Genomic DNA, 23,475 nt, shown 5'->3' with positions numbered 1-23,475 from the left:
CCCGAATCAAGGCTGGTCGTCACCGGCGAGTACGCCGATGCGGTAGTCGGGGAGCATGTCGTGGGCACGGCGGCTGTGGGGACGGCCGACCCCCTTGGTATCCCACCCGTGCGAGGCATCCGTTCCGCAGTCGTCCTCAATCGGTGTCGGATGACGCGGCAGGTACTCGGTGAAGTCATAGACCACGCCATGGATCGCCATCCAGCAGTCGTCTTCGGTGGCGTGGCGGGCCAGTTCTTCGTGTGTGATGCCCTTGTCACCCTCCACGACCGGTGGCGTGGTGTCCGGGCCCAGCAGATGCACGGCCAGGAGGGTCAGCAGGCTCGCGATGAACGCGACTAGGAGCGTATAAACAGTCTGGCCGGTTTTTGTCATGGCGTGCTCACAGTAAATGGAAGGCCTCGGAGTGGATACGTGAGTTCGGTACGCCTTCGGCATGCAGTAGTCCGCGCACGTAACGGTCGACGACCTCCGGGCCGCAGATCCAGAATTCGGCGGATGTGAAATCCGCACAGTGCTGCCGCAGGAAATCGGCGCTGAGCAGGCCGTCCCGTTCGCGCAGGTGCAACGTCAGGTCCAGATCCTCGATCGTGTCGGCGAGACGCTCGAGTTCGTCATGGTAGGCCGCCGCCTCCCGCCGATCGGCCAACTGGAAGAGATGCACGGGAGGGGCAGCCGAGCGTCCTTCGTGCGCCAGATCGCGCACCACGGACACAAAGGGGGTGATGCCCACTCCCGCGCCCAGCCAGACTGCCGGGCGCTTGCGATCATGACCTTGCAGGAAGGTCCCGTACGGGCCCTCTACCTGGACCGTGCTGCCCGTGGCGATCCCCTGCAACGCACGCGACCCGTCCCCCAGCGCCTTGATCCCGATGCGCAGGTGTTCCTCGCCGGGTGCGGAGGCAAGGGTGAATGGGTGTTCCTCGCCCTGGCCGTTGGCCAGTCCCGGGTCGAGCGGTGTCAGATAGACAAACTGCGCCGGCTGGTAATCCAGTGGCTTTCCTTCGGGGCGCAGACACAACTCGACCATGGTCGGGGTCAGTCGGTCCAGACCTTCCACCCGATAGGTATGCCGCCCGATTCGCGGCGAGATCAGCTTGCGCCAGAGGTAGGCGGAGAGGGCCAGTAGGCCAAGCACCCACCAGGGCCAGGTGGCTTGAGCCAGCGGCCAGGCATGGACAATCCCCAGCAGCAGTGCGAGCCCGGAGAACACATGCAGGCGTTTCCAGCGGGCGTAGCCGGGTTCACCGAAGAACTTGAAGGTCGGGGCCAGCACGATGACGAGGACGACCAGCGCGAGCCATCCGGCGACGATGGGCCAGTGGTCAGGGCCCGGGAACAGGCGCTGAACGGCCGACGTCACGGAATGCCCCAGTCCGCTTGCCGCGACGAACCAGACATGCACGATGGCGAGGAGCAGGGATGCGGCTCCCAGGGCGTGGTGGCGTGTCCAGAGGATGTTGAGGCCTCCAAACAGCCGGTCGCCGCGCGGAAGCCGGATGCTCAGAATTCCAGCCAGCAGCATACAGGTGAGCGCCAGCACACCGGAGGCCTGGGTCAGCCAGCGGATGACCTCGTCGCGTTCCCAGATGATGGGCGCGAAATGGCCGCCGGCCCAGAGCGGGACGACCAGTGCCAGCAGCAGTAGAAGATCGCCCCGGTGGAGTTGGTTCACGGCAGCGCCCTTGAGGATGTCCGTTGCTCGAGTATGGAAATGGGCCGCGCACTTCGCAAACTAGAGTCAAAGCTTGCGCCGGTACCAGTGGATTACGATCCAGTCATACAGCGCGTGGGTGATGATGACCACCAGCAGGTTACCCGTCAGGTAATAGAGCAGCCCCAGATAAAGGCCGATGGCCGTGGCAAAGACGAAATACAGGCGGGTGATCGCGTGGGCCAGGCCGAAGACGACAGCCGCGATCACGATTGCCAGGCCGGCGGGCATTCGGGTGTCCAGCCAGGTCTGCAGGACACCACGCACGAGGAGCTCTTCGCCGAGCCCGGCCAGAAGCGAGATCAACAGTATCGCTCCGGGCCAAGCGTTTCCGAACAACCTGCCGATGAACTCGCGTACCTGACTGGACAGGGTGTCGTAGGCGGTCCCGCCGAAATGCGCGACCAGTCCGAGCATTGCCAGCATCGGAAGGACCGCTATCAAGCCGATCAACACATGATCCGGATCCCAGTGGAGATGTTCGCCCAGCGGGATCCCCGCGAGCGCGGCCAGAAGGAGAGCGAGAGGAATCAGGGCAGCCTGGAACATCAGGCCGACCAAGAGGGGATGGCTGCGCAGGTTCATGGGCGCAGGGTACCGCAGGTACGGGGTCGAGACGCTGCTATCTGAAGTCCATCAATGCCCGGACATGGCTGCGCACGCTGCGCGAAAGCGCGGCAAGGTCATACCCGCCTTCCAAAACCGAAACCAGCTGGCCCGCCGCGGATTGATTGGCGATTGCTAGCAGTTGGCGTGTAACCCATTCGAAGTCACTTTCGACCAGATTGAGCCCGGCGAGCGGGTCCTCCCGATGCGCGTCAAAGCCGGCGGACACCAGGATCAGCTCCGGCCGGAATCGCTCCAGGGCGGGCAGCCAGTCGAGTTCGATCGCAGTGCGGAAGGCGCGGCCGTCGGTGCCCGCCGCGAGCGGCGTATGGATGAGGTGCTCGCGACGGGACAGGGGACGGTCCGGATAGAACGGATGCTGGAAGCTGGAGCAGAAAAGCACTCGGGGATCGTCGCGGAAGATGTCCTCGGTCCCGTTGCCGTGATGGACGTCGAAGTCGGCGATTGCGACACGGTCAAGGCCGTGTACATCCAGCGCCCAGCGTGCAGCGACGGCCACGTTGTTGAACAGGCAAAAACCCATCGCCCGATCCCGCTCCGCGTGGTGGCCGGGGGGGCGAATCGCACAAAAGGCATGGGCGGCCTTGTCGTCCAGGACCCGGCGAACGCCCTCGATCGCCGCGCCGGCCGCATGATACGCCGCGAGGATCGAGTGCTGGTTGATGCGGGTGTCGGGGTCCACTGCGACACGAACGCCGGGCCCGGGTTGTGCGGCTTGAATCGCGTCTACGTGGGCGCGGGTGTGGGCACGCGTCAGGTCCTCGTTCGTCGCCGGTAGCGGGTCCTCGACGCGTTCAAGTCCATCGAGGTTTTGCAGCGCGGCATCAATGGCGGCCAACCGCTGAGGGCATTCAGGGTGTCCGGAGCCGGGATCGTGAAGCCGGCCGGAGGGATGGGTGATGTACAGGGTTCGCGCCATGGGCTTCGACCTTTGCTGGCTGGCTGCGAAGTCCGAGGGGAGTCATCGCAATTGGCTGTCCTTGGAGGCGCGCCGGTTGTAGGGGCTGAAGGCCGCGTCCGCCTCGTCATGCGCTTCCTGGCAGGGGACGCACAGGCGTACGCCGGGCAGGGCGCGGCGGCGGGCCTCGGGGATCGTGGCCCCGCATTCCTCGCACGCCTCGAGGCTCTCGCCCTCGGGGAGCTGGCTGCGCACACGCGCCAGCGCGTCCTCGACGGTGTCGTCGATCTGCTCCTGTTCCGCACCGTCTTTGGACCAGCCACCCGCCATCACACCCCTGCGTCAAAACCTGTGGGTGTTAGATACCCGGGTCCTGGCAGGGAGTTCCCGAGGTGCTAGTCGCCGTGGCCGAATTCGCGGACGACGTAGTCGATGTCCTTGTCGCCCCGGCCGGACAGGTTGGCGAGGATTGTGACGCCGGGGTTCTCGCGGCCGTATTTCATCGCCCAGGCAACGGCATGGGCACTCTCCAGCGCCGGGATGATGCCTTCGGCACGCGACAGGCGATAGAAGGCCTCCAGGGTCTCGTTGTCGCTGATCGCATGGTAGGCCACGCGTTCGATGGTCTTCAGGTAGGAATGTTCCGGGCCGACACCGGGGTAGTCGAGGCCCGAGGCGATGGAGTGGACCGGGGCCGGGTTGCCTTCCTCGTCGGCCAGCAGCATGCACTTGAAGCCGTGGATCATGCCGGGCTTGCCGTAGGTCATGGTGGCGGAGTGTTCGCCCAGCTTCGTGCCGCGTCCGAGTGGCTCGACCCCGTTCAGCTGGACGCCGGCGTCCTCGATGAAGCCGGCAAACATCCCCATCGCGTTGGAGCCGCCGCCGACGCAGGCCACGACGTGATCGGGCAGTTCGCCGCCGGTCATCTCCATGACTTGCTCGCGCGCCTCGATGCCGACCACCGACTGGAAGTTGCGCACCATCAGCGGGAACGGGTGCGGGCCCACCACGGAGCCGATCGCGAACAGGGCCTCGTCCGCCTGCGACAGGTAGGACTGGAAGGCCGAGTCCACCGCCTCCTTGAGTGAACGGCCGCCGAAGGACACCGGCACGACCTGCGCGCCCATCAGCTTCATGCGGGTGACGTTGGGCGCTTCCTTGGCGATGTCGATCTCGCCCATGTGGATCTCGCATTCCATGCCGAAGTACGCGGCCGCAGTGGCCAGCGCGACCCCGTGCTGGCCGGCGCCGGTCTCCGCGATCAACTTGCGCTTGCCCATGTGCTTGGCCAGCAGGGCCTCGCCCATACAGTGGTTCAGCTTGTGCGCCCCGGAATGGTTCAAGTCCTCGCGCTTCAGATAGATATGCGCGCCGGCCTCGCGGCTCAGGTTGTGCGCGTAGTACACCGGGGTGGGGCGGCCCTGGTAGTGCTTGCGGATGTAGCGCAGCTCGTTCAGGAAGTCGGCCGAGCGGGCGAGCGTCAGGTAGGCGCGGTTGATCTCGGCAAAATGGGGTTCCAGTTCGGGGGGCAGGAACGCACCCCCGAACTCGCCGAAATAACCTTCCTGGTTCGGAAAATCCTTCAGGTACGGCATCGCCCGCCCTCGTGCATGTTCGAAAGGGCGAATGATCCTGTGCCGGGCGCCCTTTGCCAAGCCCGTTCGAGAACTACGGGCCTCGGGAGGGAGAGAGGCGGTCGCAGACCTGGGCGGTGAGCTCCAGGGAGCGGCAGCGGGCGTCGTGATCGAAGGTCGTGGTGGTCAGGATCAGCTCGTCGACCTGCGTGGCCTCGAGGAAGCGGCGCATTTCCCGCTCGATGGTGTGGGGTGCCCCGATCGCGGAGCAGGCCATGGTCTGCTCGACAATCGCCCGTTCGGCGCGGTCGAGTTGTTCGCGGTAGTGCGGGATCGGAGGCTGGATCGGTTCTGGTCGGCCGCGCCGCAGGCTGATGAAAGCCTGCTCCATGGAACTGGCCAGCGTCTGTGCATCGATATCGGTGTCGGCCACATAAACGTTGTACCCGGCCATCACCCAGGGCGCATCCAGGTCCGGGGACGGCCGGAATTCGCGGCGGTAGATCGCGATCGCGTCGTGCAGCTGTCCCGGCGCGAAATGGGAGGCAAAGGCATAGGGCAGTCCCAGGTGCGCCGCAAGCTGGGCCCCGAACAGGCTGGAGCCGAGGATCCAGACAGGAACATGAGAACCGGCGCCCGGTATCGCCCGAATGGCCTGGTCCGGAGCGGGGTCGGCCAGGTAGCCCTGCAGTTCCACCACATCCCGCGGGAACTGCTCAGGGTCGCTCTGCGTGCTGCGACGCAGGGCACGGGCCGTGGCGGGGTCCGTGCCCGGTGCGCGGCCCAGTCCCAGATCGATCCGACTGGGAAAGAGGGCATTCAGGGTGCCGAACTGCTCGGCCACGATCAGCGGCGCATGGTTGGGCAGCATGATGCCGCCAGCGCCCACGCGGATGCGCGTCGTAGCAGCCGCGACCTGGCCGATGAGCACTGCGGTCGCCGCACTGGCGATCCCCGGCATGTTGTGGTGTTCGGCGAGCCAGTACCGCGTGAATCCCAATTTATCGGCGAGTCTCGCGAGGTCCAGCGTTCTGTGCAGTGCCTCACGAGCATCTGAACCGACCGTGATCGGGGCGAGGTCAAGTATGGAAAATGTAGTCATCCGATCATTGTATCTCGCGCCTTGGGCCTCCTTCGAATGATTCGCTCCGAAAGGTCAATCCATATTCCCTGACTAATCAACATTCGAGTGCACGATGCCGTGGTAGTGCGGCAAACGTGGTGGCCCTGGCGATTGGCGCGTCTGGTTAGCCTGAACAGGCAATTCTCAGAAAATATATATACTTAGCATAAAAAGGGAGCGTCATTTTTGCGGCCCGTATCCTGCAGTTGTTGGCGGTCAGGGGCGCTATGCCAACCGAATGTGATTATGCTGAATCCAGTCGTCCGGGGTTGTCGGGAAAGATCAGCCTGGACCTGCAGTGTTGGTTCTGAGTCAGTCTCGATTTTCGGTTCCGCGTCACAAAAAGTGGTGGTGCGAAGAGAAAAATCGTTGACGATTCGTGTAGATTCATCCGTTGGTAATGTAGTGGGTTCGCATTAACTTGGGTTAAGTTCAAGTGTAATGAATTGGTATTAACGTAAGTTAATGGAGGTAGCAGCATGTTCTGTGCTGTTAAGGCTCCCGGAGCGGCATTTGTGAAGGGTATTGCGTAGACAAAAAGTGCCACTCTCGAGCCATGACCAGAGTGCGAATCAACGTGTTTGAGGAGAGCGGATGACCGTAAGGGCACCGGAAGAAATTGAGGCCGAACATCGCGTTCTGCTCGTGTCGATATTTGCCACTCTGGGATCAGTGCTGCTGGTTGCATTTGGAGTCCTGGCCATGTCGACCGGGCGAGCGGTTCTGGCAACCGTGCTCTTGACCACCGCGGTGCTGTGTCTGTCGTTGATGCTTTACAGCAGGCTTACCGGTGATTTCCGTAACGTCAGCTTTCTGTTGTCGGCATTGGCTTTTCTGCTCGCAAGTTTCCTGATCATGCATGGCGGCGTCGAAGGAACCGGGGCCTACTTCGCGTTTGCCATCGTGATCATCATGGTGATGGCCGGGTTCACGAATATCCGGGTGACGATGTCCATTTGCGGGCTTTTTCTGGTGGCCGTGGCCATGGGGCTTTTTGGCTCGGTGTCCCAGCATTGGGTTTATCCGTACAGCTTTGTTGAAAAGGTACTCATCCTGGTGGCGCTCGCGGCCCTTATGCTGCTGGCAATAGTGTCCGAATGGATTCGTTTGCGATCGTATTCGGCGACGGTGGATATACATGAACAGGTTTGCGTGGATGCTCGCCACGACGCATTGACCAAGCTATTGAATCGTCGAGGTCTGGAAGGTGCTCTTGCCGCTCTGCCGCCGCCACGCTTTCCGGCATCCCTTGCGATCCTGGACTTGGATCACTTCAAGGCGGTGAACGACACACACGGGCATGATGCCGGTGATCGGGCGATTTCGGCTTTTGCCAGGCACCTGCGTTCCAGCGTCAGGGCACAGGACATCGTGTGCCGCTGGGGTGGAGAAGAGTTCGTCCTGGTCATTACGGATGCGCAGTGTGCCGAGGCGTTGGCGATCGTCGACGACATCCGGATGGACTTCGCGAGGACCACCCTGCCCATTGGCGATAACGGACTGCGCTTGACGTTTAGTGCCGGCCTGGCAAGCCTGGAGTCTGCTGGCGCCTTTGAGCGGGCATTGGCGGACGCCGATCAAAGCCTGTACCGCGCGAAAAACGACGGTCGCAATCATCTTCAGGTCGCCGAAGCGGATGAAATGCCCTTGCACTCTGATGATGACACGCCGCCTTCGGGGTCGGCGGTTGTCCCGTCAAATCTGGCCGCGAAGCCCCCGAATATCATCCCAGTGTAATCCTCTGCGTCTATAGTCCAGGTGGGAAGCGCAGGAGGATTTTCGGATGAGTGTCGCGAGGCGTCTTAGCCAGTATCTCGCTGATCAGGGCATTGTCTATGCGAGAGTCCAACACCCGTATTCAAGCACCGCGACGCGCACGGCGGAGGCCGCCCATGTGCCGGGTGACCGTCTGGCGAAGGGCGTACTGGTCGAGGATGCGGGCCACTACATGCTGGCCATTCTGCCCGCGTCGCGGCGCTTGCATCTTGGGCAGCTACATCACCTGATCGGGGAGCATGTCGGGCTGGCGACCGAACAAGAGGTCGTCGAAACCTTTGCAGACTGTGCCCGTGGGGCGATCCCCGCACTGGGAGCGCCCTATGGGCTGGAGAGCATCGTCGATGAACACGTGCCAACCGAAGGGGATGTCTACCTGGAGGGTGGCGATCACGAAACTCTGATCAAGCTGCCGGCGGTTACCTGGCGGGAGTTGTTAAGGCCAAGTCGGCAGGGACTCTTCAGTCGCCATTTATAACGTGTAGCTGTTGCGCCATTGCTTGGTGCAGTGAATGCTACGGCGATGGAAATCGCAATTCGCCTGCAGGGACTGGTGCGCAGTTACAACGGCATCCGCGCCGTTGATGGCATCGATCTGGAAGTCCCGCCCGGAAGCATACTGGGGCTCCTGGGGCCCAACGGAGCCGGCAAGACCACCATCGTGCGCATGCTCTCCACCCTGATTGCCCCGGATGCGGGCATGGCCGAGGTCGGCGGCTTTGATGTCGTGCGCGATGCGGAACGGGTGCGAGAGATTATCGGGCTGACCGGACAGTATGCATCGGTAGACGAGAAGCTTACCGGGCGCGAGAACCTGTTGCTGATCGCGCGGCTGCTGGGTCTTGGGCGTCGCCACGCGCGCCGCCGTGCGGACGAGTTGTTGGGGCAGTTTCATCTACAGGATGCTGCGAAGCGGCCGGTACAGACCTATTCCGGGGGGATGCGCCGCCGACTGGATTTAGCGGCCAGTCTGGTCGGGAATCCCGCCATTCTCTTTCTCGACGAGCCGACCACGGGGCTGGACCCGCGGGCGCGCCGCGCTCTGTGGCGCCTGGTGGGGGAACTGCGGGAGCAGGGCACCACCGTGTTGCTGACGACCCAGTATCTGGATGAAGCGGACGCCCTGGCAGATCGGATCGTGGTGCTGGATCGCGGGCGGATCATTGCCGAGGGAACCTCGGCGGAATTGAAGGAGCGCGTGGGTGGCCGCTCGCTGTTCGTGGTGGTGGCGGACTCGGCCCGGGTCGATGAAGCGGCCAAGGAGATCGCACGTATCGTCGGTGAGCGCCCGCAGACGCGGGACAACACCCTGAACGTCGCCGTGACGAGCAGTGCCGTGGTACCGAGGGTGCTGAGGGCCCTGGATCAGGTGGGGATCGAGGCGGTCGAACTCGGTCTGCGCACCGCGAGCCTGGACGATGTCTTTCTGGCGCTGACTGGGCATGCGGCCGAGGCCACGTCCGAGATGGCAGAGGAGGGCGTATGAAGGCACTGGACCAGACGCTGGCGCTGGCCTGGCGCAGTCTCGTGCAGGTGCGTCGCAATCCCTGGGAGCTGGGGGATTACTCCATCCAGCCGATCCTGTTTCTGGTGCTGTTCCTGTTCGTGTTCGGCGGCGCGGTGGCGGGCTCGACCGAAGCCTACCTGCCGTTCGTGCTGCCGGGCGTGATCGCGATGAACATGTTGTTCGTCACCGTGTATGTCGGGCACGGTCTGAATACGGATCTCACGCGCGGCGTGTTCGACCGCTTTCGCGCCCTGCCCATTCCGCGCTGGGCGCCCCTGGCCGGGAGGATTCTGGCCGACCTGCTGAAACAGGCGCTTTGTATCGCGCTGTTGCTGATCGTGGGGGTGTTGCTGGGCTTCCGGATCGAGACCTCCCCCTGGGAGGTATTGGGGATGGTGGCGCTGGTACTGGTCTTCGCTTCGGCCGCATCGTGGATCATGGTGCTGGTCGGCGTACTGTCGCGCGATCCTGAACATGTACAACTGTTCGGCTTTACAGCGTTGTTCCCGGTGACGTTCGTCTCCACCGCTTTCGTGCCACTAGAGACGATGCCCGCCGTGCTGCAGCCCTTCGTGCAAGCCAACCCCGTCTCGCTGCTTGCGGATGCCTCGCGCGCCCTGTTGAGTGGGGGTCACGCGCTGGAGCCTGTTTTGTGGACCCTCGTCTGGGCTGCTGCGATTGCGGTGATTTTTGCACCGCTATCGGTCTGGGCCCTGAATCGGCGTCTGGCCCGGGGATAGAGGCTCAGGAGAAGGGCTCCTCCGGGATTACATGCGCAGGTCCACGCGTTCGGAGCCTGGCGCATCGATCCCGCGGTGTAGCAACAGCGTACCGCTTGCGTTCAGCAGTTCAGTGCTCAGCTGGCGAAAGCGCACAACCGTCTCGGTCAGGCGCAGGCGGCTCTCCAGCAGGTCACGTTGAGCCTGGGCCACGGCCAGCGCCGTCCCGGCACCGACGCGATAGCGGGTCTGTTCCACGCGCAGGAGCTCCTCCTGCAGTTCGATGGTCTCTTCCTGAGCGCGAATCTGTTCGCGCACGCGGGCGGCGTCGAACCAGACCGAACGCACGTCCTCGATTGCCAGTTGTTCCAGATTGGCTAGCGTTTCGATGATCTGCTGTCTGGTGAGGCGCGCGCGTGTGTGTTCGGCCTCCGCGGCGCGGTTGCCGATTGGCATCTCGAAGCGCAGTCCGGCCGCGAGGTCGTAGCCGTCGCCCTGGGCGTCGCGGAAGGTGCGGCCGAAGCTGTCCGCATAACCCGACTGTCCCAGCGTGACAAAGAAATCCAGCCGGGGCAGGAGCCCGTTGCGAGTGCGGATCACTTCGAGCTCGTCGCGCTGTACCCGCAACCGGGTCTCGTTCAGGTCGGCGCGATGGTCGCGGGCCAGTGCTACGTAGTTGTCGAGTGGCTCGATCTCGTACCGGTCCAGGGCTGGTTCGGAGCTGGTTAGCAGGCGCGTGTCCCAAAGGCCCCCGTCGCCCTGGATCAGGCGCGCCAGGGTGTCTTGCGCGCGGGCGCGCTCGCTGCGGGCGTCGATCAGCCCCTGTCGGCGCAGGGCCACCTCGGCGCGTGCGGACACGGCCTCGGTTTCCGGCCGGTCGCCGGCATCGATGCGTCGCTGCGTTTCGTCCAGCTGCTGGCTGGCCACCGCCAGGGCCTCCTCGAAGATCTCGATCTGCTCGCCCGCCAGAACCAGGTCCCAGTAGGCGGTCTCGACGTCGGTGATCAGCTGTTCGACGAAGGCCCTTACCTCGTACTCCGTGGCCTCGACGTCCAGCCCGGCCTGCTGCAGGCGTACGAGGTTCGACTCGATCCGGCCCCCGCGCAGAAGGGCTTGTGTCAGCGTCAGGCCTGCGCGCGAGGAGAACTGAGTCTGGTCGACGCGTGAACTGCTGGCGCGCTGGCTGCGCACGGACAGGCTCAAGTCCGTACCCGTCGGGAGCTGCTGGCGGATGCCCGCCTCGCCGAAACGCCGGGTGGAGGTGACCTCGTCGGTATCTTCTTCGGCCTCCTCCAGCAGGCGCACGCTCTGGTCACGGCTGACCTCGATCTCGGCGAACAGCTCGGGGTCGAACACGGCTCGCTCCTGTGCCTCGAAGGTGCCCGCGATCGCGGTCTGCAGACGTTCGGCGCGCAGGCCGCGGTTGCCTTCCAGCGCCCGGGCCACGGCCTCCTCGAGGGATAGCGTTTCCTCGCCGACGGGTTCGCGGGCAAACGGGTCGATCGCCATCAACTGCTCGGCCGGCAGGGACAGGCGCAGCCCGTTGCCGGAGGATTCGTCTTCCTCAGCGCTGGCAGAAGAAACGATCAGGGCCAGCAAGGCCAGTAGCGGCACGGCGGCGCGGAGAAACCTAGGCATCTTCGGTTCCGACTCGGTAGACGGGTTGTGGGCGTTCGCCACGACGGTGGAACAGCAGGTACAGCGTCGGGATCAGCAACAGGGTAATCAGGGTAGACGACAGCAGTCCGCCGATCACCACCCGCGCCATTGGGGCCTGCGCCTCGCCGCCATCGCCCATGCCAATGGCCAGCGGCGAGAGGGCCAGTATCGTGGTGAGCGTGGTCATCAGGATAGGCCTTAGCCGCTCGCCCGCGGCGGCCACGACCGCCTCGTGCAGGTCCATGCCGTCGTCGCGGTGCCGACGGGCCATGCGGTCCACCAGCAGGATCGCGTTGTTCACGACGATACCAACCAGTAGCAGGATCCCGATCAGTGATTGCACATTGAGCGTGGTGTCGGTGACGATCAGCGCGCCGGTGACCCCGATGATCGCCAGCGGGATCGAGAACATCACGATCAGGGGATCGCGCAGCGATTCGTAAAGGCTGGCCATCACCATGTACACGAGCAGTGTCGCGAGCATCGTACCCAGGAGCAATTCCGAGAATGCCGCTTCCTGTTCTTCGATATCGCCGGTGACGGAGTAGTCGATCTCCTCGGGCAGCGGGATTTCCGCCAGCGCCTCGCGGACCGATGCGGCGACCTCGCCCAGTGAGCGATCTCCCAAATTGATGAACAGCGTGCGCACGCGGGCCTGCTCGCGCCGCTCGATGCTGTCCGGGCCGATCTCGGTGTCGAAGGAAATAAGACTGCGCAAGGCGACCCGTTCGCCTTCCTCGCTGCGCACGGTCAGGTTCAGCAGGTCGTCCAGCGAGCTCTGGTCGGCGTCGCGCAACTGCACCCAGATGCGGGTTTCGTCGCCACCGGCACGCAGCTCCCCGGCGCTGGAGCCCCCCAGCGCGGTTTCCAGCGTCTGGGCGATGGTACGAACATCCACGCCGAGGTCCGCCGCGCGGTCGCGGTGGATACGGGTGGCGAACTCGGGCTGTCCGCCATCGGTTCCCACGCGCGTGTCGGTGATACCGGGGACATCGGCCAGTGCCTCCTCGAAGCGCTGCAACACGGCATTCATGGTCGACAGCTCGAAGCCGCGCACCTCCACCGACAAGCGCTCCTCGTCATCACCTCGGCCGAAACCGCGGAAAAAGATGCCGCTGGAAGCACGAACCCGGATCTCGGTCCCGGGTGGGTTGCCCAGGGCTTCGCGCAGGGCAGCGGCAATCTCCTCGGAGGAACGGCTGCGGCTGTCGCGCGAGCCAACCATGACACGCATGTTTCCAGAGGCGGGGGAGGAAGCCCGAAAGGCGGATGCGCCGGAACTGGAGACGAGGTTCTCGAGCTCGGGTACCTCGTCGCGAATGATTTCTTCCAGGCCCGCCATGGTGGAGTACAGTTCGTTGAGTGGGGTCCCGGGCTCCATGGAGACATTCACGCGCAGTTCGCCCTCGTCGGTGGCCGGCAGAAACTCGGTGCCGACGCCGCGCAGACCGGCCAGCGTCACGACCAGGAGCAAGGCACTGATCCCGATTACCATCCAGGGATGGGCCAGGGTGCCGCGCAGCAGCCCCTGATAACGCCGCTCCATACGGGCAAGGGCGCTCGTGTCGCGCTTCGGCATCGGGGCACGGGCCATCAGCATCGGCACCACCGTCAGGGCCACAATCAGCGAGGCGGCCAGAGCGAAGGCCACCACGGCGGCGAGTGGTTTGAACAATTGCCCGGCCAGCTCCTGGGCGAAGAACAGCGGGAGGAAGATGGCCACGGTGGTCAGTGTGCTGGCGATGATCGCGGGGGCCACGCGGCCGGTACCGCTGATGGCGGCCTCAGTGGCGCTTTGCTCCGTATGCTCCTCTCGCCTTCGGGCGATGCTCTCGATCACCACGATCGCGTTGTCGACCATCAGACCCACGCCCAGCGCGATGCCGCCCATGGTCATCAGGTTGAGCGAATGGCCGCCGAAGTAGACCAGTCCGAACGTCGAGATGACCGCGAGTGGGATCGCGGTGGCGGCGACCAGCGTGTAGCGGATGTTGCGCAGAAAGACGAGCAATACCAGTACGGCCAGCGCGCTACCGTACAGGATCGCCTGGCCGACGTTGGTGATGGAGCTGCGGATGAATCCCGCCTCGTCCGTGACGGCGCGGATGTCAATCTGGGGGAAATCGCGGTTGAGGCGGATCAGTTCGGCGTGGACCGCCTCCGAGACTTCGACCGTATTGGCATCCGCCAGTTTGCGCACGGCCAACTGGACGCCTTCTTCGTGATTGACCCGAAAACGGCGTGTTACCCGTTGGTGCGTGTCACGAATCTCGGCGACCTGGTGCAGGTAAGTGACGCCATCGTCGCTGCGCTGAACCACGGTGTCGCGAATCTCGCTCACGGAGCGGAACTCGGCAGGTGTCCGCAGCCGGTATTCGCGGCGACCGTCCATGATGGGGCCGCCGGGGGTGATCACGTTGGCATCGCGGATTCGGTTGCGCAGTTCATCCAGCCCCAGATCGATCGCCTGAATGCGGTCCGGATCGACCTCCACGCGCACCTCGCGTTCCAGTCCGCCAAATGTGTCCACCGCGGCCACGCCGGGGATGCGCTCCAGGCGTGGGGCAATGCGGTTGTCGATCAGCGTGCGCAGGTGGATGGCGTCGAGCTGCGAGCCCACGCCCAGGCGCATGATGGGCGAGTCCTGCGTGTCGAACTGGCGCACCAGTGGACGATCGGCCCCTTCAGGCAATCGGCCTTCGATACGCGCCAGACGATCACGCAGATCGTCGACGGCCTGGCGGATGTCCGTGCCCCAGGCAAAGTTGACGCGTACGTTGCTGTTGCCTTCGGCCGATGTGGAACGGATCTCCTGGGCCCCGGTAATCGCGGCCGCCGCCTGTTCCACCGGGCGCGTGACCAGTTGCTCGACCTCCTCGGCCCCGGCATTGGGGTAGGAGGTCATCACCGTGACCACCGGGTAGGTGATGTCAGGCAGGAGGTCGACCGGCAGGCGGGTCAGTGCGGTCAGGCCCAGGATCACCACGATCAGGGCGACCATGCTGGTCAGCACGGGGCGGTGGACAGTGAGGCGAGCCGGATTCACGGCTCTTCGGTCTCCGAGATGCCCGGGGCGAAGTCTGTGCCCGGCACGCTGCGCGGGTCGGTCAGGCGCACTGGGGTGCCGTCGGCGAGCAGGTGCTGCCCCAACACCACTACCTCGGTGCCCTCGGGCAGTTCAGGTTCCAGCAGCTCGATCCAGTCGCCGTCACGCACGCCGGTGATCGCCATGTGCCGGCGCGCCTCGGGGCGGTCGCCACTGCGGTCAACGCTGAACAGCGTGGGACCGGCCTCGCGCTGGATGATGGCATCCCGGGGTACGGCCAGCGTCTCCGACCGTTGCCCGAGGGTGATCGCGGTTTCGACGAACATGCCGGGACGGAGGCGTCCGTCTTCGTTGGCGACTTCCACCTCGATCCGTGCCTGGCGCGAGCCCGGACGAAACTCCGGGGAGATTCGCGTGATCGTGCCCTCGAATACCTCGTTGGGGTGTGCGGACGTGCGCACGGTGGCGTCCTGGCCGCGCGAGATCCGCGCGTAATCGGCCTCGGTAACCGCCAGGATGGCGCGCACCGGTTGCAGGTTGACGAGTGCTAGGGCAGGTTCGTTCGCGCTGATCACCGAGCCGGGATCGACCAGCCGCTCGGCTACCCAGCGGGTGGTACTCCCGGCATCGGCGTCGATGCGGGTATAACCGAGCTGTATCTCTCGGGTACGAAGAGCGGAGCGCCGCTGCCGAATCTGCGACTCGGCCAGGGCCACCCGGGTCTGGGCCAGGGCCAGCTCGGTTTCGGCGGCCTCGAGCTCCGAGCGCGAGGCGATCCCCTGGTCACGCAGTTCGCGGGTGCGCTGCAGATCGCGTTGGGCGGCGTTGCGACTCGCCACCGCCTCGGCCAGGCTGGCCTCGGCCACCTCGAGTTCGGCCTCGGCCTGGGTAACATCCTGTTCGAACTCCTCGGTGTCCAGTTGCAGCAGAGGGTCGCCCGGTTCCACTCGATCACCAAGGTTCACGAAGACCTCGGCCACCCGTCCGCCGACTCGCGGCGTGACCGCGATACGATCGGCACCCTCGATGCTGCCGGTGAAACGGCGGCGTTCCACCAGATCCCGCTGCTGGACGGTAGCCACGGCGACGGCCACGGGCCGCGTTTCACCGGTGCCAGGGCGCGCGGAGGTGGCCTGTTCGTCATCGACGCCCCATACAAGCCAGGCCAGTACGCCGCCCGCCAGGAGAAACAGGACCAGCGTGATTGCAGTGGAGGCCTTGGGCATGCGGGGGCTCGAAATTGGTGAACGGGATCACGATATGCTGCGAGTGTGCCGCAAGCCGCTGAATCGCGCATGAACCTCGTTCATTTTGCTTATTTCGGTTCAAACCCCTCGGGTGGACGTCCAATAGCAACGGTGCGCGAGGCGCGTGAGGAGGGTCGATGATCAATACAAGGGATGGGGTCGGACTGGTGGGCTGGGTGGGCCTGGTGTTCCTGGTCGCTTCCGCGGGCGGGTATGCCACCAGCCTGTCAGTACAGGACTGGTACCGGACGCTGGAGCGGCCCGAGCTGAATCCACCGGATGCCGTATTCGGCCCGGTCTGGACCGTCCTGTTTGCGCTGATGGCCGTGGCCGCCTGGCGCGTATGGCGTCGCGTGGGCGTCGCGGGGGCGCCGGTCGCGATGGGGCTCTTTCTCGCCCAGCTGGTGCTGAACCTGGGCTGGTCCGTACTGTTCTTCGGCATGCAGCGGCCCGATCTGGCATTGATCGAGATCTTGATCCTGTGGCCGCTGATTCTGGGGACCCTGATCGCTTTCTGGCGCCACGACCGGATCGCGAGCGCGTTGCTGGTGCCGTATCTGCTGTGGGTGGGCTTTGCGATCTACCTGAATGCGGCGATCGTCGTCCTCAATTAACGCGAGCGTCACATGAATCCGGTAGCCTGACGCGCGCTTTCGCAGGCCCATGCCTTGGAGGTGTGGTTCGGCAGCGAGGGATCAGCACTATCGGCGGATGGTGACGAGGTGTCCGAGAGCAGGATGAGCAGCGTACCAGGACAGCCAGACCCGGGCAGCCCGCCTACACTGGGGCTGGGTGCTTATGCGCGCATCACCGCAAACTACTGGGCTTTTACCGTCACCGACGGCGCGATCCGCATGCTGGTCGTCCTGTTCTTCCACCAACTGGGGTACAGCCCGCTCGAGATCGCGCTTCTATTCCTGTTCTACGAACTGTTCGGAGTGATCACCAACCTGACTGGGGGCTGGCTGGCCGCGCGGCTGGGGGTGAACACGACGATGATCGCCGGGACCTTGCTGCAGGTCGCCGCGCTGCTGATGCTCACGGTGCCGGAGGCCTGGCTGGGCGTGGCCTACGTGATGTTCGCGCAGGCCCTGTCGGGCATCGCCAAGGACCTGAACAAGATGAGTGCCAAGTCCGGCGTGAAGCTGGTCGCCGGCGACGGGGAGGGGCGGCTGTTTCGCTGGGTCGCGGTGCTCACCGGCTCGAAGAACGCGCTGAAGGGGGTGGGCTTCTTTGTCGGCGGTGCGCTGCTGTACTCGGTCGGGTTCCAGATGGCGCTGGTGATCCTGGCCGGGATGCTGGCTATGGTGATGCTGCTCTCCATCGTCGGCCTGCCGCGCGGGCTGGGCCGGGTCGGCGGCAAGCCGACATTCACCCAGATGTTCTCCAACTCCGCTGCGATCAACGTGCTCTCGGCCGCGCGGTTCTTCCTGTTCGGCGCGCGCGATGTCTGGTTCGTGGTGGCCCTGCCGGTGTTCCTGAGCGCGACACTGCACTGGAACCACATGCAGGTGGGGGCGTTTCTGGCGTTGTGGGTGATTGGCTACGGCATCGTACAGGCCTCTGTGCCCCGTCTGCTGGGCCGGGGCGGGCTGCACCCGACCGGTCTCACCGCGCGGTTGTGGGCCTTCATCCTGATGCTGCTGCCCATCGGCATCGTGATCGGCCTGGAGACGGGCCTGGATCCGGCCTGGGTCCTGATGGTCGGCCTGGGCGTGTTCGGTGTGGTGTTTGCGATCAACTCCGCCGTGCACTCGTTCCTGATCCTCGACTACGCAGAGACCGACCGGGTCGCGATGAAGGTCGGCTTCTACTACATGGCCAATGCCGGTGGGCGTCTGGTCGGCACCGTCGCCTCCGGGGCCATCTTCATGGTCTGGGGCCTGGAGGGCGCGTTGGTCGCCTCCACCCTGTTCATCTTCGCCACCTGGATGATCTCCTCCCTCCTTCCTCGGGAACCTGCTCGGGTCTGAGAAGGCGGCCCTCGCAGGGTTCCGATTACTGCAATTCCTCGATGACCGCCTCAAGGGTTCGCGAGCGGTAGCGGTGCGCATGACGGACCCAGCCGAGCTGGCGGGTGATGGGTGGGGCGGACCATTCGAGGATGGCCAGGTCGTCGGTGGCCATGGTGCGGGGGAGGAAGCCGATGCCGAGGCCGGCCGCGATCATCATGCGGATGACCTCCAGGTACGGGCTCTCCTGGGCGGCGGCGGGGTGCAGGCCCTGTGCGGCCAGCGCCCGGTCGATCTGGCGGCGGGTGGTGGAGTCCACCGGCGGCAGGATCGCCGGCCAGTCATGAAGGCGCTGCAGGGTGTGCTGCGGGGCATCCTTCGCACGGTCGCGGGCAACCATCGGGACCAATTCGTCGGTCCAGACGGGCTGGGCCTCCGAGTCTTTTGGCAGGTCGTCTGGCAGGGTGGCCAGCGCCAGATCGGCGTCGCCGTGCATTACCGCTTCGATGCCGGCTTCGGAATCCATGAATGCGAGTTCCAGCTCCAGCTCGGGGTAACGGGTGCGCAGGCGAGCCAGGGGAGCGGGCAGGCGGTGCAGGGCGATGTGGTGCGAGGTGGCCAGGCGGATGCGGCCACGAACGACCTGGTCGAGGTCCGCCACCTGCTGCTCGATCGCGTGCAGGCGGGCCAGGATCTCGCGTGCTTCGGGTAGCAGGCGTTCGGCGACCTCGGTGGGCCGCACGCGGCGCCCCTGGCGCTCGAACAGGGGACGTTGCAGCGTTGCCTCCAGCGACTGGATGCGTTTGCTGATCGCCGGCTGGGTCAGGTGCAGACGCTCGGCCGCGGCGGAGAAGGCGCCGGTATCGACCACTGCCACGAAGGCCTGCAGGGACTCGATGCTGAGCTGTTCCGGGCGCATTTCCGCCGCCTCCGTGGGATAATGACCGGCTGACTGATGCGGTGCCGGATCGCCAATCCATAACCATATGGAATGGTAAAGATAATAAATCGGATTTGAAAGAATAGAGGGGCGGCCGCAGACTGGCAATGCGGTGGTGCCGCCCGTCTGTAGGAGGCCAGCCCTCTGGCCGATTTGCACCGGCGTCGAATCGGCCAGAGGGCTGGCCTCCTACAGGGGGCTTTGGCGGCCGCTCACCGAAAACATGGCTGGAACATCGCGGCGTGGCCGCGGGAGCAGGTAATGGCAGGCAAGACACTGTACGACAAGCTGTGGGAGGCCCATGTGGTGCGCGAAGAGCCGGATGGTTCGACGCTGCTCTACATCGACCGCCACCTGGTGCATGAGGTGACCAGCCCGCAGGCCTTCGAGGGTCTGCGTCTGGCCGGGCGCAAGCCCTGGCGCGGGGATTCCGTACTGGCGGTACCGGACCACAATGTGCCCACCGCCAATCGCGACCGCGGGATTGAGGATCCGGTCTCGCGCACTCAGGTGGAGACGTTGGAGAGCAACGTCACGGGCCTGGGGCTGAAGTTCTTCCCGATGGCCGATGTGCGCCAGGGCATCGTGCATGTGATCGGTCCCGAGCAGGGCGCGACCCTGCCGGGCATGACGGTCGTCTGTGGCGACTCGCATACCTCCACCCACGGCGCGCTGGGCGCGCTGGCCTTCGGCATCGGCACCTCCGAGGTCGAGCATGTGCTGGCCACGCAGTGCCTGTGGCAGAAGAAGACCAAGGCCATGCAGATCCGCGTGGAGGGCGAGCTGCGCCCGGGCGTGACCGCCAAGGATGTGGTGCTGGCGATCATCGGCCGCATTGGCACCGCCGGCGGCACCGGCTATGCGATCGAGTTCGCCGGATCGGCGATCCGCAGCCTGTCGATCGAGGGCCGCATGAGCATCTGCAACATGTCCATCGAGGCCGGGGCCCGCGCGGGCATGGTCGCGGTGGACGAGAAGACGATCGAGTACGTGCGTGGCAAGCCGCAGGCGCCGTCCGGCGAACGGTTCGAGCAGGCCGCCGCCTACTGGCGCACGCTGGTCTCCGACCCCGATGCCGAGTTCGACGCGGTGGTGGAGATGGATGCCGCCGAGATCGCCCCGCAGGTGAGCTGGGGCACCTCGCCGGAGATGGTCGCGCCGATCAACGGCCGTGTGCCGGACCCGGCGGCCGAGTCCGATCCGGTGCGCGCCGAGGGTATGAAGCGTGCGCTGGAGTACATGGACCTGCAACCGAACACGTTGATGGCGGAGATCCGTCCGGACAAGGTGTTCATCGGCTCCTGCACGAACTCGCGGATCGAGGACCTGCGTGCGGCTGCCGAGGTGGTCAAGGGCCGCAGGAAGGCCGACAACATCAAGCTGGCAATGGTGGTGCCGGGCTCCGGGCTGGTGAAACAGCAGGCGGAACAGGAGGGGCTAGACCGGATCTTCCTGGACGCCGGCTTCGAGTGGCGCGAGCCGGGGTGTTCCATGTGCCTGGCGATGAACGCAGACCGGCTGGAGCCGGGTGAGCGCTGCGCCTCGACCTCGAACCGCAACTTCGAGGGCCGTCAGGGGCAGGGCGGGCGTACCCACCTGGTCAGCCCGGCGCTGGCCGCCGCGGCCGCCGTGGCCGGGCACTTCATCGAACCGTCGGCACTGAAGGAGGCGTAAGCGATGCAGGCCTTTACCGTTCACAAGGGGATTGTCGCGCCGCTGGATCGCTCCAATGTCGACACCGACGCGATCATCCCGAAGCAGTACCTGAAGTCGGTCAAGCGCACGGGCTTCGGGCCCAACGCCTTCGACGACTGGCGCTACCTCGACCCGGGCGAGCCCGGCATGGACAGCTCGCAGCGCCGGATCAACCCGGATTTCGTGCTCAACCAGGCGCCGTTCGACCAGGCAAGCATCCTGCTGGCCCGCAAGAACTTCGGCTGCGGCTCCTCGCGCGAACACGCGGTGTGGGCGCTGACCGACTTCGGTTTTCGCGCGGTGATCGCGCCGTCGTTCGCGGACATCTTCTTCTCCAACAGCTGCAAGAACGGGCTGCTGCCGGTGGTGCTGGCCGAGGATGAGGTACAGGCGCTGTTCGATCAGGTTGAGGCGAACCCGGGCGCGCAGGTCGAGGTGAACCTGGAAGAGATGACCGTAACGGCGCCGGACGGTACGGTGTTTCGTTTCACGCTCGACGAGGACCGGCGCCACCGCCTGCTGAACGGCCTTGACGATATCGCGCTGACGCTGCAGTACGCCGATGACATCCGCGCCTACGAGGAGCGCCAGCGCCGCGAGTGGCCGTGGATGGCGGAACACTCGCAGGGCTGAATGGTGCCCCTTGTAGGAGGCCAGCCCTCTGGCCGATAGGGCCTGTCCTGGCGCCCCATCGGCCAGAGGGCTGGCCTCCTACAGGTAGAAAAGAAATGGGATTGATCTGATGGTTAGGAGAGGTTTGTGAGCCGAATTCTGGTATTGCCCGGGGACGGGATCGGGCCCGAGATCGTGGCCGAGGCGCTGAAGGTGCTGGAGCGTGTGGGCGAGATCGGCGGGCTCGATCTGGAGATTGACCAGGGCCTGATCGGGGGCGCGGCGCATGATGCGGCCGGACATCCCTACCCGGAGGCTACCCGCGGGGCAGCGCGCCGCGCCGACGCGATCCTGCTGGGTGCGGTTGGCGGCCCGCAGTACGAATCGCTGGAGCGTGACCTGCGCCCCGAGCGCGGGCTGCTGGGCATCCGTTCGGACCTGGGCCTGTTCGCGAATCTGCGACCGGCGATCCTGTATCCGCAGCTGGCCTCGGCCTCTACGCTGAAACCGGAGGTCGTCAGCGGGCTGGATATCCTGATCGTGCGCGAGCTGACCGGCGGGATCTACTTCGGTCAGCCGCGCGGAATCGAGGAGCGAGGTGGCGAGCGCTACGGCTTCAATACCGCCGCCTACAGCGAATCGGAGATCGAGCGCATCGCACGGGTGGGCTTCGAGGCCGCGATGAAGCGCGGCAAGCGCCTGTGCTCGGTGGACAAGGCCAACGTTCTCGAGGTCTCCGAGCTGTGGCGCGAAGTGGTCGAGCGGGTCGGGAAGGAATTCCCCGAGGTCGAGCTGTCTCACATGTATGTGGACAACGCGGCCATGCAGCTGGTGCGTGATCCCAAGCAGTTCGACGTGATGGTGACCGGCAACATGTTCGGCGACATCCTGTCCGACGCCGCGGCCATGCTGACCGGCTCCATCGGCATGCTGCCCTCGGCCTCGCTGAACAGCGAGGGGGTCGGTCTGTACGAGCCGATCCACGGCTCTGCGCCGGATATCGCCGGGCAGGGCAAGGCCAATCCGATGGCAACCGTGCTGTCGGTCGCGATGCTGCTGCGCCACAGCCTGAACCGGAATGACCTGGCCGAACGCATTGAGCAGGCCGTGGGGCGGGTGCTGGATCAGGGCTTGCGCACGCCGGACATCTTCGGCGAGGGCATGACACTGGTGGGTACCCAGGGGATGGGTGATGCCCTGGTGGCCGCGCTGGATGACTAACTAAATATCAGTAGCTTGAAGGCTAAAATTAAACCGGGAATGAACGATGAGTGACCGCAAGTTTGACGTGGCCGTGGTGGGCGCAACCGGCGCCGTCGGCGAGACCCTGCTCTCCATCCTGGCCGAGCGCGACCTGCCGCTGGGGCGGGTGCATGCGCTGGCCAGTTCGCGTTCGGTCGGCAAGACGGTCGCCTTCGGCCGCCGCGAGCTGGAGGTGGAGGATCTGGCCACCTTCGATTTCTCCACCGTGCAGATCGGGCTGTTCTCGCCGGGGGCCTCGGTATCCGCCGAGTACGCGCCCAAGGCGGCCGCGGCCGGCTGCGTGGTGATCGACAACACCTCGCAGTTTCGCTACGACCCGGAGATCCCGCTGGTGGTGCCGGAGGTCAACCCGGACGCGGTGGGTGACTACACGCGCCACGGGATCATCGCGAACCCGAACTGCTCCACCATCCAGATGCTGGTGGCGCTGAAGCCGCTACACGACGCGGTCGGTATCGAGCGCATCAACGTCGCGACGTACCAGGCCGTCTCCGGCACTGGCAAGGATGCAATCGAGGAACTGGCGCACCAGACGGCGGCACTGCTGAACGGCCGTCCGGTCGAGTGCAATGTCTATCCCAAGCAGATCGCATTCAACGCGCTGCCGCACATCGACGTCTTCCAGGACAACGGCTACACCAAGGAAGAGATGAAGATGGTCTGGGAGACCCGGAAGATCATGGGTGACGAGTCCATCCTGGTGAACCCGACCGCCGTGCGGATCCCGGTGTTCTACGGCCATTCCGAGGCCCTGCACATCGAGACCCGCGAGAAGATCAGCGCGGACAAGGCCCGCGAGATCCTGTCTGCCGCGCCGGGAATCACGGTGCTGGACAAGCACGAGGACGGGGGCTATCCGACCGCCGTGACCGAGGGTTCCGGCAAGGATGCGGTGTTCGTCGGACGCATCCGCGAGGACATCTCGCATCCCCGCGGGCTGGACCTCTGGGTGGTCTCCGACAACGTGCGCAAGGGCGCCGCGTTGAACACGATCCAGATTGCCGAGGTTTTGATCCGGGATTACCTGTGATTTAATCCGGTGAAAGTCCGGGAAAACTCATACCCGGCAAACCGCGGCCAGGGGGCGCTGGGGCAGTAAGGTGGCCCAGGCGATGACAGGCCG

The 23,475-nt window shown here is 65.1% G+C and carries 21 protein-coding genes; 10 read left to right on the top strand and 11 right to left on the bottom strand.

Annotated elements, in window-relative coordinates:
• Nucleotides 1-6 precede the first annotated feature (6 nt).
• From F623_RS0107070 to F623_RS0107040, 7 genes are all read right to left on the bottom strand, one after another.
• On the bottom strand, nucleotides 7-375 hold the full coding sequence (locus F623_RS0107070; protein WP_018868684.1) for a cytochrome b5-like heme/steroid binding domain-containing protein: 369 nt from the start codon (nucleotides 373-375) through the stop codon (nucleotides 7-9).
• Nucleotides 376-382: 7 nt separating this feature from the next.
• The gene (locus F623_RS0107065) at nucleotides 383-1,675 is read right to left on the bottom strand and encodes a ferric reductase-like transmembrane domain-containing protein (RefSeq protein WP_018868683.1); all 1,293 of its coding nucleotides are present in this window, start codon (nucleotides 1,673-1,675) and stop codon (nucleotides 383-385) included.
• 66 nt (nucleotides 1,676-1,741) lie between these two features.
• Nucleotides 1,742-2,299, bottom strand: coding sequence for a CPBP family intramembrane glutamic endopeptidase (locus F623_RS0107060; protein WP_018868682.1), 558 nt, complete (start codon nucleotides 2,297-2,299; stop codon nucleotides 1,742-1,744).
• A 37-nt stretch (nucleotides 2,300-2,336) separates the two neighbouring features.
• Nucleotides 2,337-3,260, bottom strand: coding sequence for a histone deacetylase family protein (locus F623_RS0107055; protein WP_026279397.1), 924 nt, complete (start codon nucleotides 3,258-3,260; stop codon nucleotides 2,337-2,339).
• A gap of 42 nt (nucleotides 3,261-3,302) precedes the next feature.
• On the bottom strand, nucleotides 3,303-3,569 hold the full coding sequence (locus F623_RS0107050) for a DksA/TraR family C4-type zinc finger protein (RefSeq protein ID WP_018861492.1): 267 nt from the start codon (nucleotides 3,567-3,569) through the stop codon (nucleotides 3,303-3,305).
• 65 nt (nucleotides 3,570-3,634) lie between these two features.
• Nucleotides 3,635-4,834, bottom strand: coding sequence for a tryptophan synthase subunit beta (trpB, locus tag F623_RS0107045; RefSeq protein WP_018868680.1), 1,200 nt, complete (start codon nucleotides 4,832-4,834; stop codon nucleotides 3,635-3,637).
• A gap of 73 nt (nucleotides 4,835-4,907) precedes the next feature.
• Nucleotides 4,908-5,915 carry an LLM class flavin-dependent oxidoreductase gene (locus F623_RS0107040; protein WP_026279396.1) on the bottom strand — a complete coding sequence of 336 codons (1,008 nt, stop codon included), beginning with the start codon at nucleotides 5,913-5,915 and terminating at the stop codon, nucleotides 4,908-4,910.
• Between the two features lie 615 nt (nucleotides 5,916-6,530).
• On the opposite strand from F623_RS0107040, the gene F623_RS0107035 reads away from it, so the two are divergent.
• The 4 genes from F623_RS0107035 to F623_RS0107020 are packed head-to-tail and all read left to right on the top strand — an operon-like array spanning nucleotide 6,531 to nucleotide 9,959.
• Entirely contained in the window at nucleotides 6,531-7,673 is a 1,143-nt protein-coding gene (locus tag F623_RS0107035) for a diguanylate cyclase (RefSeq protein ID WP_018861489.1), read from the top strand.
• A 46-nt stretch (nucleotides 7,674-7,719) separates the two neighbouring features.
• The gene (locus F623_RS0107030; RefSeq protein ID WP_018861488.1) at nucleotides 7,720-8,190 is read left to right on the top strand and encodes an aminoacyl-tRNA deacylase; all 471 of its coding nucleotides are present in this window, start codon (nucleotides 7,720-7,722) and stop codon (nucleotides 8,188-8,190) included.
• Between the two features lie 45 nt (nucleotides 8,191-8,235).
• The gene (locus F623_RS0107025; protein ID WP_018868678.1) at nucleotides 8,236-9,198 is read left to right on the top strand and encodes a daunorubicin resistance protein DrrA family ABC transporter ATP-binding protein; all 963 of its coding nucleotides are present in this window, start codon (nucleotides 8,236-8,238) and stop codon (nucleotides 9,196-9,198) included.
• Nucleotides 9,195-9,959 carry an ABC transporter permease gene (locus F623_RS0107020; RefSeq protein WP_018861486.1) on the top strand — a complete coding sequence of 255 codons (765 nt, stop codon included), beginning with the start codon at nucleotides 9,195-9,197 and terminating at the stop codon, nucleotides 9,957-9,959. The genes F623_RS0107025 and F623_RS0107020 overlap by 4 nt, the downstream gene beginning before the upstream one ends.
• Before the next feature lie 27 nt (nucleotides 9,960-9,986).
• On the opposite strand, the gene F623_RS0107015 is transcribed toward F623_RS0107020, so the two are convergent.
• Genes F623_RS0107015 through F623_RS0107005 form a run of 3 tightly spaced genes read right to left on the bottom strand, consistent with a single transcriptional unit; the run spans nucleotide 9,987 to nucleotide 15,869 of the window.
• Entirely contained in the window at nucleotides 9,987-11,576 is a 1,590-nt protein-coding gene (locus F623_RS0107015; protein WP_026278660.1) for a TolC family protein, read from the bottom strand.
• On the bottom strand, nucleotides 11,569-14,643 hold the full coding sequence (locus F623_RS0107010) for an efflux RND transporter permease subunit (RefSeq protein ID WP_018868677.1): 3,075 nt from the start codon (nucleotides 14,641-14,643) through the stop codon (nucleotides 11,569-11,571). Before F623_RS0107010 ends, F623_RS0107015 begins: the two co-directional genes overlap by 8 nt.
• On the bottom strand, nucleotides 14,640-15,869 hold the full coding sequence (locus F623_RS0107005) for an efflux RND transporter periplasmic adaptor subunit (RefSeq protein WP_018868676.1): 1,230 nt from the start codon (nucleotides 15,867-15,869) through the stop codon (nucleotides 14,640-14,642). The genes F623_RS0107010 and F623_RS0107005 overlap by 4 nt, the downstream gene beginning before the upstream one ends.
• A gap of 158 nt (nucleotides 15,870-16,027) precedes the next feature.
• On the opposite strand from F623_RS0107005, the gene F623_RS0107000 reads away from it, so the two are divergent.
• Together F623_RS0107000 and arsJ are read left to right on the top strand one after the other, a co-directional pair.
• The gene (locus F623_RS0107000; protein WP_018861482.1) at nucleotides 16,028-16,504 is read left to right on the top strand and encodes a TspO/MBR family protein; all 477 of its coding nucleotides are present in this window, start codon (nucleotides 16,028-16,030) and stop codon (nucleotides 16,502-16,504) included.
• Between the two features lie 123 nt (nucleotides 16,505-16,627).
• Nucleotides 16,628-17,863: an organoarsenical effux MFS transporter ArsJ gene (gene arsJ / locus F623_RS0106995; RefSeq protein ID WP_018861481.1), complete on the top strand. Its 1,236-nt coding sequence runs from the start codon at nucleotides 16,628-16,630 to the stop codon at nucleotides 17,861-17,863.
• Nucleotides 17,864-17,888: 25 nt separating this feature from the next.
• On the opposite strand, the gene F623_RS0106990 is transcribed toward arsJ, so the two are convergent.
• Nucleotides 17,889-18,761: a LysR family transcriptional regulator gene (locus tag F623_RS0106990; RefSeq protein WP_018868675.1), complete on the bottom strand. Its 873-nt coding sequence runs from the start codon at nucleotides 18,759-18,761 to the stop codon at nucleotides 17,889-17,891.
• Nucleotides 18,762-19,043: 282 nt separating this feature from the next.
• On the opposite strand from F623_RS0106990, the gene leuC reads away from it, so the two are divergent.
• The 4 genes from leuC (at nucleotide 19,044) to F623_RS0106970 (ending at nucleotide 23,382) form a co-directional block, all read left to right on the top strand.
• Nucleotides 19,044-20,456, top strand: coding sequence for a 3-isopropylmalate dehydratase large subunit (gene leuC / locus F623_RS0106985; protein WP_018868674.1), 1,413 nt, complete (start codon nucleotides 19,044-19,046; stop codon nucleotides 20,454-20,456).
• Nucleotides 20,457-20,459: 3 nt separating this feature from the next.
• The gene (leuD, locus tag F623_RS0106980) at nucleotides 20,460-21,110 is read left to right on the top strand and encodes a 3-isopropylmalate dehydratase small subunit (protein WP_018861478.1); all 651 of its coding nucleotides are present in this window, start codon (nucleotides 20,460-20,462) and stop codon (nucleotides 21,108-21,110) included.
• A 126-nt stretch (nucleotides 21,111-21,236) separates the two neighbouring features.
• Complete coding sequence (gene leuB, locus F623_RS0106975) at nucleotides 21,237-22,310, top strand: 3-isopropylmalate dehydrogenase (RefSeq protein WP_018861477.1); 1,074 nt, start codon at nucleotides 21,237-21,239, stop codon at nucleotides 22,308-22,310.
• Between the two features lie 46 nt (nucleotides 22,311-22,356).
• Complete coding sequence (locus tag F623_RS0106970; RefSeq protein ID WP_018861476.1) at nucleotides 22,357-23,382, top strand: aspartate-semialdehyde dehydrogenase; 1,026 nt, start codon at nucleotides 22,357-22,359, stop codon at nucleotides 23,380-23,382.
• The last annotated feature ends 93 nt before the right edge of the window (nucleotides 23,383-23,475 follow it).

The organism is Thioalkalivibrio sp. ALD1, from assembly GCF_000381245.1.
Lineage (GTDB): Bacteria > Pseudomonadota > Gammaproteobacteria > Ectothiorhodospirales > Ectothiorhodospiraceae > Thioalkalivibrio.
This window is presented reverse-complemented; position numbering and strand designations above follow the sequence as displayed.